A 12,786-nucleotide genomic window follows, 5' to 3' on the forward strand; every position below is an offset into this window, starting at 1 on the left:
AATGGAGTTAAGTAAGTTTCATGAGGTAAAAATAGGAAATAAATATTTTAATTTTTCTTTACATTACCTATTGCAATTATTCAAAAAATTTAGGATAATAGTAAAAAGGAACAAGGGGGAAGTGTTCCATGAAAAAGCAGAAAACAGTTTATCAGTTTTACCGTTATAGTGGGGAAAAGATTCAAGCTAAGCGGGAAATACCATTTGAGCTTCGTTTTTCATCCCGTCTGCTTTTAGATGAGTTATGCTTTAATTATAATAAAGCATTGTTGGAAGACAATATTAATAATTCGATTGATGAGGGAAACAGAGATCAATTTTTGAAGCTAAGTGAAGATTATAGACACTTTATTTGGGAATAACCATCTCACAAAATATACGTTGCCTTGCCGTATGGTAAGGCATTTTTTTGTAGTCAAGGAAATTAAAAATTAACCCATGTGGATAAATATGGGCGTGTTGAGCTACGTCCAGCTCCAGCCCCAAAACGAGGCGACTTCACGAATCGCCCTAATCTAAATCATCATCGGATCACAAGCTCACCGTGATTCCTTTATCCACCAGTCGCTACGTTTCTAATCGGGCGCTTGCGCTTTTGTTCTAAGTTAAGAAAGTATAAAATCAGTGCAATGACTGCGTTAAGCCAAGTAGTTATTTTGAAATGTTAGATGTATATTGGCAATGCTCCGACTAATTACTTCGCTTTCCGCGGGCACGGCCTCAACTAACTTTGCAAAGAAGAACACGTTGCAAAGTGGATTTTCGGCTCGCGCTAATCCCGCAGGAGTCTACGTAATTCGTCTCCGCTATGAGAAGGTGCAACAATTCTTGTCATAAGTAATAGGTTGACTTTTTTTACAATGGGTAAAGTGAAAATCGCTATCCGTGAGATAAAAGCAGCTGTGTTACTTCATGCTAGCGTTGTAGAGCCTGATAATAGCGAAGGGCGGCCACTTCAACTCCTGTGGGAAATGTTTGACCTGAAGATCCACTTTTTTGAGCGGGTTTTGCTAAAAAAGTTAGCTGAAGGACAAACCCCACGGAAAGGGAAGTGGGCAGCCGGAGTGGTGGTCAAGCAAGCGGGGCTGGGACAAAACCCAGTAAAATAAAAAGTGGTACTCGCCAATAATTTGGTAAGTACCACTTTTTTTGAGATTTATGTACGCAAAAGGGATACCTTCTGGTAAAGTTAAAGTAATCACACCCAAACAGAACCGGAGGTATCCCTTATGTTTAAACATTATACCATGAATCAAGTCGTTTTGCCTTTAGATTTTGAAATGAAATTACAAGAAAATGATATCGCCTATGCGGTTAACCATATTGTAGAACATATCCCAGAAGAATCATTTGTGGGATTTTTGCGCGAAACAGGTTGTCCTGCATACCATCCTCGAATGATGATGAAGATTATCTTATGTGCCTATACCCAATCTGTTTTTTCTGGCAGAAAAATAGAAGGCTTACTTAAAGATAGTGTACGGATGATGTGGCTAGCACAGGGTTATGAGCCGAGCTATCGTACCATCAATCGATTCCGTGTTCATCCCGAAGTAAAAGAGTTACTACGCCAATGTTTTGTCCTATTTCGCTGTCAACTTGTTGAAGAGAAGGCAATTGAAGAAGAGGCCATTTTTATTGACGGCACGAAATTAGAAGCGAATGCCAATAAGTTCACTTTTGTATGGAAAAAATCCATTGAAAAATACAGCTCCGATTTAGTAGAGAAGTCGAATCAAATGTATGAGGAGCTACTGGAAAAAGAAATTATCCCCGAAATAGAAAGAGAAAGTTCTGATGAAATTTCAACGGAAGAACTCAATGAAGTAGTAAAAAAACTAGATGAAAAAGTGAAGAAATACGATCAAGAAATCGAGGAAAGTGAAAAAGCAAAAGATCGCAAACAACTCCGTTCTATGCGAAAAGAACCCAAGCAATACCGTAAACAATTCCAAGACTATGTAATTCGTAAACAGAAATATCAAAATGATATGGAGATCTTTGGCAACCGCAATAGTTATTCTAAGACGGATCATGATGCCACTTTTATGAGAATGAAAGATGACTATATGAAAAATGGCCAACTTAAGGCGGGTTATAATGTACAAATTGCGACCGAAGGCCAGTACACATTAGCTTATGATGTATTTCCAAATCCTACGGATACTCGCACGTTTATTCCTTTCCTCAAGAATATTGAAGAAAGGTACTTCAAGTTACCCAAGTATATTGTCGCTGACGCCGGTTATGGTAGTGAACAAAATTATAGTGAGGTATTACATCGAAATAGAACTCCACTCATTACGTATAATTCCTATCGGATGGAAAAGAAAAAGAAATATAAAGAAAATCCTTTTTATGTGTCAAACTGGGACTATGATTCAGACAGCGACTTCTTTACTTGCCCAAACGGAAAGAAGGTACCTTTTCAATATCTATCGAATCGAACAGATAAAGCCGGATTTAAACGAACCTTTCGTGTCTATGAATGTGAAGATTGTTCGGGATGTCCATTACGCGTTCATTGTACCAAAGCAAAAGGAAATCGTAAGATTTTCTATAATGCCCATTGGGAACAGCAAAAAGCATATATAAGAGAGCAGCTTTCAAAAGAAGAAACGGGAGAAATCTATGGAAAACGTAAAATAGATGTAGAACCTGTCTTCGGATTTTTGAAGGCTAATTTGCGTTTCACTCGTATGTCAGTGAGAGGCAAATCGAAAGTGGAAAATGAATTAGGATTCGCCTTTATGGCGGTGAATTTAAGAAAGTACACCGCCTTCAGGCAAAATACAAGCCTAAATTATAACAAAAAAGATTCCAGCTATCATTTTTTGATAACTGGAATCTTTTTTAACTTCATAAGGGCTAGTTATGTCCCAGCCCCTATAGGAAGCGTAGATCTGAGCATTTAGTGATAAGGACTGAGCGAATTTTGCTCAGTTTTTCTTAAACTGGTTTTGAAAAAAGGGTCTGGGACGAAGTTAAGAGAGTTAACCCAAAAGTCGAACGATAAAACAAATATTACTATAAAGCTCAGTAAAAAAATACGTTAACTCCATGAAAAAAGAGAAACGCTTTTTCTACGTACAATGTATTGCTGCGGAAGCCTTTCTTATCCTGGGAGATGTAAAGGTGGTTACTCGATAGATAATTATTTTAAAATTTTTGTAAAAGTAGTACTGCATAGATGGTAATTTTGATATTCTTTACAGAAAGGGGGATGGAGATGAAGAAGAAAACAACCCTTAGCTGGGTCCTTTATGATTTTGGGAATTCTGCTTTTGCAACTACAATTATGGCTGCAGTTTTACCCGTTTTTTATTACGACGTAGCAGCTGTTGGTGTTGATGAGAATCTTGCAGCAAGTTTTTGGGGATATTCGCAGTCAATTGCTGTATTAATTGTGGCAATCCTAGCACCTATTCTAGGAGCTATAAGTGATTATTCTGCAGCTAAGAAAAAGTTTTTACGATTTTTTGCCTACATGGGTATGCTAGCAAGTATTTTACTTGCTTTTGTAGGCGAAGGTGATTACCTTTTTGCCTCGTTTTTGTTAATTATTGGAACAATTGGATTTTCTGGTGGTAATGTATTCTATGATGCATTCTTACCAGAAATAGCAGAAGAACAGGAAATTGATAAAGTATCATCAGCAGGTTTCGCATGGGGTTACATAGGTGGGGGAATATTATTAGCTATTAATATTCTCATGATATTAAAGTTCGATTGGTTTGGACTACCTAATGCTACCGTTGCAAGCCAAGTTTCTTTTGCTTCCGTAGGTTTATGGTGGTTTCTATTTTCACTTCCGCTATTTAGAAATATTAAAGAAGAGAAAAAGAAGGTTGTGAAGCGGGAAAAGTCTTATGCAGTAATTGGATTTTCCAGAGTAGCTTCTACGTTTAAAGACCTAAAGCATTATAAGCAATTATTACTTTTTTTACTTGCATTTTGGATGTATAACGATGGGATATCCACCATTATTAAAATGGCAACAATATACGGTAGAGACATAGGTATTGATGGAAACAGTTTAATTGCAGCACTTTTAATTACACAGTTTGTAGGTATACCATTTACATTTTTCTTTGGGTGGTTAGCGAAGAAAATAAGTGCTAAAAAAGCATTAACGCTTTCATTATACGTCTACATGGGGATTGTAGTATTAGGTTATTTTATGACTTCGGCGATCCACTTTTACCTACTTGCTATTTGTGTTGGTATGGTACAAGGTGGAGCACAATCACTTAGTAGATCCATTTTTGGCAGAATGGTCCCTGATAATAAACATGCTGAATTCTTCGGGTTCTACGGAATTTCTTCTAAATTTGCAGCAATCTTCGGCCCTTTCCTATTTGCCTTTGTTGGGCAACTTACAGGTTCAAGTCGAATAGGAATCATTTCGTTAGTTATATTTTTTATTGGCGGAATTATTCTTCTTAAATTTGTCAATATAGAAAAAGGTATGGAAGATGCAAAAAGATTAACCAATGACGCTGAAAAGGTAAAAGTTATCACAAAGTAAGTGAAAAAGGGTGAGACAAAAGTGTGTTAATTAAAGAATAAAAAGAATAAAACGAACAATTTGAAATGATGGTCATGAACGAACCCGGTTCACAAATATACTGCGTTTTCCGCCGGCGGCTGGTGAGTTTCCGAGTGCTGTCACACTGTGGGACTCACCGATGCATTTCCTACCACAGGCGGAGGGAGGTAGTGTCGTTTATTGTTCAAAGATAAGAAAGTATAAAAATTTGGCTATACCAGAGTGTTTCTTACTGTGGTATTTTAAGTATATGGAAAAAAACATCTTGAAACGAATCTTTTTTGATAAACATCAACATTGGGAAGCATTTAAGAAGAAACATGGAGAGCGAATTCGTCCAATTGTCATTAAAGAGGTGGAAAAATTTCGTGACTGTGGAGATCCCAAAAATGGATTCAAACTCTATGTTTGTGAAGGATGCCATGACGTTCGACATGTCCCTTTTCGATGTAAAGGGCGTTTTTGTACAACGTGTTCTGTAGGAGAAAGTGAAGAATGGAGTCGCGTCCTTACAGAAGATATAGTACAAGTGAACCATCGGCATGTAATCTTTACGATAGATGAAAAATTACGGGCTATATTTCTATGGCATCGAGAGCTTTTGAACCCCCTTATGGATGAAGCTGCGAAGCTAATCACGGGTTATTTTCGAAAGAAGGCAAAAGTGAAACCGGGGATAATTGCCGGATTACATACATTTGGGTCAAGAGTGAATTTCAATCCCCATGTTCATATGTTAGTGACAATGGGAGGAGTTACGAAAAAAGGAGAATGGAAAGCGTACGACTATATACCGTTTACGATGCTTCGAAAGCAATGGCAGACGGTGGTGTTAAAATTCATTCGTAACCACTTGTCAAATAAGGAAAAGAAAAGAATTCAACCAAGATTACAACAGGCTTTTTCTAATAATGGGGAAGGCTTCTATGTGTATGCCCCAAAACAAAGAGGAAAGGTGAAGGACCAACTGCGTTATATTGGCCGCTATATTCGTCGACCAGCGATTGGGAACAATCGTATCGAGGAATATGATGGTCAACATGTGACATTCAAATATATGGATAAAGTAGACGGTAAAGAAAAACATGAGACCGTAACGGTAGAAGAATTTATTATTCGATTAATACGTCATATTCCTAATGAACAGTTCAAGACAATTCGTCACTATGGGGTGTATTCTAGAAGGAGTAAGAGCTTAAGCAAAAAGCTATTAGCTACATGGCAACAAGGTACAAGGAAATGGATAGTAAAAGTGAAGAAGACATTACGCCGCCAAACCTGGAGAGAGCGTATTATTTCTAGTGGTCAAAAAGATCCCCTTGTGTGCTCGCATTGCGACAATTACTATGAATACAAGGGAGAAGTGTGTCTAGAGAATGGGAAATTAGAAATAAAGATTGCATTAACAAAAGAAGCAAGGAATAATTTAGAAAGGTTGATTCACTATCGCACAGACCAACAAACGACGCAAAAAAGGGAAGAAGAAAAAAGGAACCGACCACTTACGTCCAAAGAAGACCTACGTCAACTATCATTGTTTCATGTGTCATGAAGAAGAAAAGATACCGTATAACGTAGTAGAAGAGTTTGATTTGATGGATGGCGGAGACCCAACTACGCCACCAAGATTCAGCTGTGAACAATGTGGAGGAGAAATGTATCCGGAGTATTATAAAGGAGTACAAGGACACGAATACAAACTATCGGATGTGCTCTAGCTATGGCAAACAGGAAAGGACCGGGCTGGTTTTTGCCCGGTTTTTCTTATAAGTAAGTTAAGAAAGTATAAAATCAGTGCAATGACTGCGTTAAGCCCAGTAGTTATTTTGAAATGTTTGATGTCTATTGGCAATGCTCCGACTAATTACTTCGCTTTCCGCGGGCACGGCCCATAGCCGTCAAGCTAATAAAAAAGAAGTACGGTGCAATGAAAATATAAACATATTTTTCCAGTTTAATCCGTATTCTTTTATGGGTACTTGTTTTTCTTTTTTACACTTTTACTTACGCGGCACGGAAATGTACTTTATACGCAATGTTTAAGACATCAAAAGGACTTTTATGCTGACAACGATGATCTTTCCTTCCATGCCGGTATATGTTCTGGTAAATATTATCGATGAGAGCTTTCAAAGAAGAAAGGTGATAGAGTGAATACCCCTTCGTCTCTACTATTGCGTTTCTCGCATGGTTGATACATTTGTACTCACTTCCTTCTAGTTGATACTTTTCGTAAAGGCAGTAACGGCACTGAAAAGCAATCATCGAAGAAAGAAGAATATGAATGAAAGTCCCATACAAATGACAGTAAAAGCGGTCGGTATTCATTGCCTGCACATCATCAATTTCAAATAACGATTTCCATGTTTTAAAGAGAATCTCCACTTGCCAACGCAAGGAATAGATAGGATACAAGGTTTGCTCATCCATTTCTTCTTGTGTTATATTGGTAGCAAGAATTTGGATATGATTCTTCTTGTTGGCGGATTGGGTATGCCCCCCCTTTCCGTCTTCTTTCTTTTAAATAGGTATCTCTCTGTTTTTGTTGCTCTTCGGTTAATCGTTGTACGACTACACGTGCATGAAATGTATTTTTTCCCTTAACACCTAATTGAATGAACCCATAATCCTGTATCTCTCCTGGAGCTAGATGCATGGCATCTTCTTCAGGCTTTATTTGGATTCTTCGTTGCTTGTCATCCAATGTCCAATAGGTCATATTGGCAGGAACACGAGTAATATAATAGGCTCCTGCTCGATCTATTTTTTTAAAGTGATCTCCTGAGAAATAGCCGAGGTCACGCAAGATAAGGTCCTCTTCTCCTATTGTATCTGCCAATTCTTCAGCTGCATCGTGATCACTGTCTCTTGGTCCATAGAACAACGTATGCAAAAAATTCCCTTGATACAGCTCATATTCTAATTGTATTTTCACTCCATCCCAATAACTCGCGGTGTTCTTTTTTACTTGAAAGGATGTGCCATCCAAGATACGGATCCGAGAAAAAGGATAATCAGATGGAGATGGTAACGATAATATCTGTTGTTTTTCCGCTAACTGCATAAAAACTTGTTTTAAAAAAGCCACTCCTTTCTCGTCTAATCGTTGATGTAAGGCTTGTTTAGATATGGATATTTCTGATTCACGAGAAAGGGAAGCACAGAGCTGTCCTAGCCCCTCCGTACCAACTTTTTCATGTAAGAAGGCACATATACTTAAGAAATCTTCCGGCATTATCTTCTTCAATCGTTGTACAAAACCTGATTCTCGAGCAACATTGCGAAGTTCAGAAATAGATAAAATATCGTGCACACTCTTTACAAACGAGTCAAAATGATATTGCTTAGCCATACGTAATCCCTCCAAATTATTCCATTTATAATGTCAGGATAACGAATAACTTTTTGGTTTTTAAAATATCCTGCTTAACTTGACGGCTATGGGGCACGGCCTCAACTAACTTTGCAAAGAAGAACACGTTGCAAAGTGGATTTTCGGCTCGCGCTAATCCCGCAGGAGTCTACGTAATTAGTCTCCGCTATGAGAAGGTGCAACAATTCTTGTCATAAGTAATAGGTTGACTTTTTTTACAATGGGTAAAGTGAAAATCGCTATCCGTGAGTATAAAAGCAGCTGTGTTACTTCATGCTAGCGTTGTAGAGCCTGATAATAGCGAAGGCCGGCCACTTCAACTCCTGTGGGAAATGTTTGACCTGAAGATCCACTTTTTTGAGCGGGTTTTGCTAAAAAAGTTAGCTGAAGGACAAACCCCACGGAAAGGGAAGTGGGCAGCCGGAGTGGTGGTCAAGCAAGCAGTAGCTATTATTCCATAATAGCTACTAGAGGAAGCGTAAATCTGAGCATGTAGTGATAAGGACTGAGCGAATTTTGCTCCGTTTTTCTTAATCTTCAAAATGAACCGTTTTCGTTATATCTCAGCCTTGTGTACATACTTTAAGGAGATATTGCTAACAAGTTACGAAAACGGAGGTATATTTAAAGGACCACTGGATTCGATAGCTATACCAGCTTTTAATGTGATTTGGGCGCTTATTTTTAAGCACTATTCTTAGACAATCGGTTCACAATATCTATTTTCTAATTCTAAATGTAATGGCTCGCCTGTATCATAAGAAATATTGCCAATCTTTTCAGTTAACAAGGTTACATATTTGAAATCATTTGTTTTCCAATAATCATATACAAGGGTTAAGATATCAATACCTTCCATTCTTGCTTGCCGGTATAGATCAAGAAAGCTTTGGTTGCTCGGCTTTTTTGTAGCTGGGTGATACCAAGTTTTTTGATTCAAATTAAGATAATCTGTATTTTCCTTGATAGGCTGATGTGAAAAAGGGGATATAAAAGATTTTAAAATTGTATTCTTCCACCCATGAGGATCAGATAATACCTTTAAAGCTAACTTCATATGGCGATAAGATTTATGAATATATGATGACGAATGGCGATTTAGCTCAGGAAAGTGCTTTTCAATCGTGTTATACAAAAGCAAGCTAATGTTTCTATCCAGAGACATACCGACATCTATTTCTTTATAAACTGGTGCTTTCCATGTTTTTAAATTATGATATTTTTCCATCATTATGGTGTCAATCAGAACTTCAAGCTTTTGATGTTTATTTTCTTCATACCCAGCTCGATAATGGATATATGGATGAGTATTTCTATCCAAGATATGATGAGTGACAAATCCGAAAACATACGCTTTTGCTTTTGCATTCATTTTTCCAGCTTCCATTAGCAAGTCAATGAGAAAGTCCCCACAATGCCTTGTATGAAGAGCATTTCCGATATTCTGTATATGCTCCTTCTTCATTCCTGGCCAGAAATTATAATAGAAAAAAGGGTCTGGACCCTGTGCACCAAGTTTCATATATGCTTCGTAATTAGAAAATAGATAAGTTTGGGTTACAGCATCTGCCACGTCCTCACAAAAGAGTATATGTGTCCATATATTTGGCATAACGAAATCCTCCTTTATGTAATGTTTTAGAAGACTTCTGTTCTGCTTTCGAAATCGTTTTAGATATGATGAATGAAAAACTATGTCTTCCCACACTTTAACTATCGTTTCCTATCTTACATATTATAAAAGAAAAGCTAGATGGATTGGAACCATAAACGCGTACAATTTTGTGTCAGTGTACAAAAAGAACAAGTAAATTTGTCAACTTGGTTGAAAATCCGTACATTCTATATATTTTCATCTGTCAATTTTCTGATACAATAGAAGGAGGTTATATGAATGAATGTACATAGGGAGGAAAGCGTAATGGATTATCGTATAGAAAAAGATACAATAGGTGAAATTCAAGTATCTGCTGATAAATATTGGGGTGCTCAAACACAACGAAGTAAGCAAAATTTCCCAATTGGTAATGAAAAAATGCCGACGGAAATAATTAAAGCGTTTGCTATTTTGAAAAAGAGTGCTGCCCATGCAAATATGGAATTAGGTTTATTAGATGAAAAAAAAGCGGAAGCAATCAATTTTGCAGCAGAACAAATTATTAGTGGGGAAATTAGTGAGCACTTTCCTTTAGTTGTTTGGCAAACAGGTAGTGGAACACAATCTAATATGAATGTAAATGAAGTTATTGCCTATGTCGGCAATAAGTGGTTAAGTGAGCAGAAAAGTGAGTTAACATTGCACCCGAATGATGATGTTAATAAATCACAAAGCTCCAATGATACGTATCCTACAGCAATGCATATTGCGTCTGTTATGAAATTGGAAGATACGGTGTTACCAGCTATTAAGACATTGAAAGATACCTTCCGCTCAAAAATGGAAACCTACAAGGATATTGTTAAAATCGGGCGTACCCATTTACAAGATGCTACACCATTAACATTGGGACAGGAAATTAGTGGTTGGCATCGTATGCTAGAAAAATCAGAAGCTATGATTAAAGAAAGTGTTCAGCATATCAAGGAGCTTGCTATTGGTGGTACTGCTGTTGGGACAGGCTTAAATGCTCATCCTGAGTTCTCTGAACGTGTTTGTGCAGCAATTAATACCTATACAGGTAAAAATTTTGTTTCTGCACCAAATAAATTCCATGCATTAACAAGTCATGACGAAACGGTATATGCGCATGGAGCTTTAAAAGGATTAGCGGCGGATATGATGAAAATTGCAAATGATGTTCGGTGGCTTGCAAGTGGACCTCGTTGTGGAATTGGCGAGATCACTATACCGGCAAATGAACCTGGAAGCTCGATTATGCCTGGAAAAGTAAATCCAACACAAAGTGAAGCAGTTACAATGGTAGTAGCTCAGGTAATGGGAAATGATGCAACGATTGGTTTTGCTGCAAGTCAAGGTAATTTTGAGTTGAATGTGTTTAAGCCAGTTATTGCTTATAATTTCCTTCAATCTTGTCAAATTCTATCAGATAGTATACTTTCATTTGATGAGCGCTGTGCCAAGGGAATCGAACCAAATTTGGAGCAAATCGATAAAAATCTAAAAGATTCATTAATGCTAGTGACAGCACTTAACCCACATATCGGTTATGAGAATGCAGCAAAAATTGCTAAAAAAGCATTTAAGGACAATGCTACATTAAAAGAAACAGCTGTTGAATTAGGGTTGCTTACTGAAGAAGAATTTGATCAATATGTGAATCCGAAAGAAATGACGTATCCAAAATAAAATGCATACTGTTTCATCAGCAACCTTTAGGCTGCCGAGAAAAATTTTCTCGGCAGCTATTTTTATCTATGAAAAATTATTATGTTAATTATATGCTTGCCAACAAATCTACAATTTACCAGTGAAAACTTATGATAAGTTTTTTGTAATCTGCTCACACTATGATTACAGGAGGTGATAAACATGGCTAACAACAGTTCAAACCAATTAGTTGTTCCTGGAGTACAACAAGCTCTTGATCAAATGAAATATGAAATTGCTCAAGAATTTGGTGTGACTTTAGGTCCTGATTCTACTTCTCGTTCAAACGGGTCAGTTGGTGGAGAAATCACTAAAAGACTTGTTCAAACTGCTCAACAACAACTAGGACCAAAAGCTTAATAATAATGGTGGAAAAGACGGGGAAGCCAATTGGCTTCCCCGCAATTTTAGTATATATAAAATTTAACGAATACGAAGCTCTGTTTCAATGTCAAAAAAGTGGGCTTTGTTCATATCAAAGGCAAGCTCAATATTTTCGCCAACATTTATATCTGTACGAGAATCGATACGTGCAATGAAATCCTGCTCTCCTATTTTAGAATAGAGGTACGTCTCAGCACCCATCAAATCAGCCACTTCAATGTTAGCTGTTATTTTAGTGTTTGGTGATGATTCAATAAATACTGGTTCATCGTGGATATCTTCTGGACGGATACCTAAAGTGATTTCTTTATCTTCGTAACCTTGGTCTCGTAATATTTTAAGCTTTCCTTCAGGTATTTCTATTTTCGTTTCTCCGACTTCCACAGTATTTCCATTTAGTTTTCCAGTGAAGAAGTTCATAGATGGAGATCCAATGAATCCACCGACAAAAACATTATCAGGGTTATCATAAACATCTTTAGGAGCTCCTATTTGTTGGATAATTCCATCCTTCATTACAACAAGGCGTGTTGCCATAGTCATCGCTTCTGTCTGGTCATGGGTTACGTAGATGGTTGTTGTTTGCAGTCTTTGATGGAGCTTTTGAATCTCTGCACGCATTTGTACACGTAATTTAGCATCTAAGTTTGATAATGGTTCGTCCATTAAGAACACCTTGGCATCACGGACAATTGCACGACCAAGTGCTACACGTTGACGTTGCCCACCTGATAATGCTTTTGGTTTACGATCTAAATAAGCTTCAAGGCCGAGAATATTTGCAGCATTCTTAACACGTTTCTCAATTTCATCCTTCTTGAATTTACGTAATTTTAAACCGAAAGCCATATTATCGTATACATTCATATGTGGATATAATGCATAGTTTTGGAACACCATAGCAATATCCCGATCTTTTGGAGCCACATCATTCATTTTTTTATCATCGATGTATAATTCACCATCGGTTATCTCTTCAAGACCAGCAATCATTCGTAAGGTTGTAGATTTACCACAACCAGAAGGTCCAACAAAAACAATAAATTCTTTATCTTGAATATGTAGGTTAAAGTCGTCTACGGCAATCGTCTTTTTATCGTACGATTTTTGAATGTGCTCTAAACGAAGTTCTGCCATTCCTCTATTCCTCCT

At 37.4% G+C, this 12,786-nt stretch carries 13 protein-coding genes; 9 read left to right on the top strand and 4 right to left on the bottom strand.

All coding sequences use genetic code 11. The features are described 5' to 3' along the window. Positions 1-128: 128 nt before the first annotated feature. The 6 genes from D9782_RS11760 (at position 129) to D9782_RS23335 (ending at position 6,267) form a co-directional block, all read left to right on the top strand. Positions 129-362 (top strand): IDEAL domain-containing protein, encoded by a 234-nt coding sequence (locus tag D9782_RS11760; protein WP_026680561.1) that lies wholly within the window; start codon positions 129-131, stop codon positions 360-362. Positions 363-860: 498 nt separating this feature from the next. Then, on the top strand, positions 861-1,109 hold the full coding sequence (locus tag D9782_RS11765) for a hypothetical protein (protein ID WP_121604846.1): 249 nt from the start codon (positions 861-863) through the stop codon (positions 1,107-1,109). 120 nt (positions 1,110-1,229) lie between these two features. Then, positions 1,230-2,915 (top strand): IS1182 family transposase, encoded by a 1,686-nt coding sequence (locus D9782_RS11770; protein ID WP_121604847.1) that lies wholly within the window; start codon positions 1,230-1,232, stop codon positions 2,913-2,915. A 314-nt stretch (positions 2,916-3,229) separates the two neighbouring features. Next, a complete protein-coding gene (locus tag D9782_RS11775; protein WP_121604848.1) occupies positions 3,230-4,528 on the top strand; it encodes an MFS transporter in 1,299 nt (432 codons plus the stop codon). A gap of 271 nt (positions 4,529-4,799) precedes the next feature. Beyond that, on the top strand, positions 4,800-6,101 hold the full coding sequence (locus D9782_RS11780; protein ID WP_121605873.1) for an IS91 family transposase: 1,302 nt from the start codon (positions 4,800-4,802) through the stop codon (positions 6,099-6,101). Continuing rightward, positions 6,091-6,267: a hypothetical protein gene (locus D9782_RS23335; protein WP_205388397.1), complete on the top strand. Its 177-nt coding sequence runs from the start codon at positions 6,091-6,093 to the stop codon at positions 6,265-6,267. The genes D9782_RS11780 and D9782_RS23335 overlap by 11 nt, the downstream gene beginning before the upstream one ends. A 286-nt stretch (positions 6,268-6,553) precedes the next feature. Here the strand turns inward: D9782_RS23335 and D9782_RS23800 are convergent, their stop codons facing one another. Further along, positions 6,554-6,979, bottom strand: a complete 426-nt coding sequence (locus tag D9782_RS23800; protein ID WP_226983497.1) for a transposase — start codon at positions 6,977-6,979, stop codon at positions 6,554-6,556. Further along, positions 6,972-7,901, bottom strand: coding sequence for an IS4 family transposase (locus D9782_RS11790; protein ID WP_121604850.1), 930 nt, complete (start codon positions 7,899-7,901; stop codon positions 6,972-6,974). Before D9782_RS11790 ends, D9782_RS23800 begins: the two co-directional genes overlap by 8 nt. 266 nt (positions 7,902-8,167) lie before the next feature. On the opposite strand from D9782_RS11790, the gene D9782_RS11795 reads away from it, so the two are divergent. Beyond that, positions 8,168-8,383, top strand: coding sequence for a hypothetical protein (locus D9782_RS11795; protein WP_121603973.1), 216 nt, complete (start codon positions 8,168-8,170; stop codon positions 8,381-8,383). A gap of 236 nt (positions 8,384-8,619) precedes the next feature. Here D9782_RS11795 and D9782_RS11800 read toward each other — a convergent pair whose 3' ends face one another. Then, positions 8,620-9,534, bottom strand: coding sequence for a zinc dependent phospholipase C family protein (locus D9782_RS11800; protein ID WP_121604851.1), 915 nt, complete (start codon positions 9,532-9,534; stop codon positions 8,620-8,622). Positions 9,535-9,843: 309 nt separating this feature from the next. Here D9782_RS11800 and fumC point away from each other — a divergent pair, with 309 nt between their 5' ends. Both fumC and D9782_RS11810 read left to right on the top strand, forming a co-directional pair. Then, a complete protein-coding gene (fumC, locus tag D9782_RS11805) occupies positions 9,844-11,229 on the top strand; it encodes a class II fumarate hydratase (protein ID WP_121605874.1) in 1,386 nt (461 codons plus the stop codon). A gap of 183 nt (positions 11,230-11,412) precedes the next feature. Next, positions 11,413-11,610, top strand: a complete 198-nt coding sequence (locus D9782_RS11810; RefSeq protein ID WP_026680565.1) for an alpha/beta-type small acid-soluble spore protein — start codon at positions 11,413-11,415, stop codon at positions 11,608-11,610. A 63-nt stretch (positions 11,611-11,673) separates the two neighbouring features. On the opposite strand, the gene D9782_RS11815 is transcribed toward D9782_RS11810, so the two are convergent. Further along, positions 11,674-12,771: an ABC transporter ATP-binding protein gene (locus D9782_RS11815; protein WP_121604852.1), complete on the bottom strand. Its 1,098-nt coding sequence runs from the start codon at positions 12,769-12,771 to the stop codon at positions 11,674-11,676. Positions 12,772-12,786 lie beyond the last annotated feature (15 nt).

The sequence above is a fragment of the Virgibacillus sp. Bac332 genome (assembly GCF_003667785.1).
GTDB classification, from domain to species: Bacteria; Bacillota; Bacilli; order Bacillales; family Amphibacillaceae; genus Virgibacillus; species Virgibacillus salarius.

Coding starts and splice junctions, on each gene's coding strand:
- D9782_RS11760 (WP_026680561.1), top strand. CDS start 129: ATGAAAAAGCAGAAAACAGTTTATCAGTTTTACCGTTATAGTGGGGAA.
- fumC (WP_121605874.1), top strand. CDS start 9,844: ATGGATTATCGTATAGAAAAAGATACAATAGGTGAAATTCAAGTATCT.
- D9782_RS11810 (WP_026680565.1), top strand. CDS start 11,413: ATGGCTAACAACAGTTCAAACCAATTAGTTGTTCCTGGAGTACAACAA.
- D9782_RS23335 (WP_205388397.1), top strand. CDS start 6,091: ATGTGTCATGAAGAAGAAAAGATACCGTATAACGTAGTAGAAGAGTTT.
- D9782_RS11815 (WP_121604852.1), bottom strand. CDS start 12,771: ATGGCAGAACTTCGTTTAGAGCACATTCAAAAATCGTACGATAAAAAG.
- D9782_RS11790 (WP_121604850.1), bottom strand. CDS start 7,901: ATGGCTAAGCAATATCATTTTGACTCGTTTGTAAAGAGTGTGCACGAT.
- D9782_RS11780 (WP_121605873.1), top strand. CDS start 4,800: ATGGAAAAAAACATCTTGAAACGAATCTTTTTTGATAAACATCAACAT.
- D9782_RS11775 (WP_121604848.1), top strand. CDS start 3,230: ATGAAGAAGAAAACAACCCTTAGCTGGGTCCTTTATGATTTTGGGAAT.
- D9782_RS11800 (WP_121604851.1), bottom strand. CDS start 9,534: ATGCCAAATATATGGACACATATACTCTTTTGTGAGGACGTGGCAGAT.
- D9782_RS23800 (WP_226983497.1), bottom strand. CDS start 6,979: ATGGATGAGCAAACCTTGTATCCTATCTATTCCTTGCGTTGGCAAGTG.
- D9782_RS11765 (WP_121604846.1), top strand. CDS start 861: ATGGGTAAAGTGAAAATCGCTATCCGTGAGATAAAAGCAGCTGTGTTA.
- D9782_RS11770 (WP_121604847.1), top strand. CDS start 1,230: ATGTTTAAACATTATACCATGAATCAAGTCGTTTTGCCTTTAGATTTT.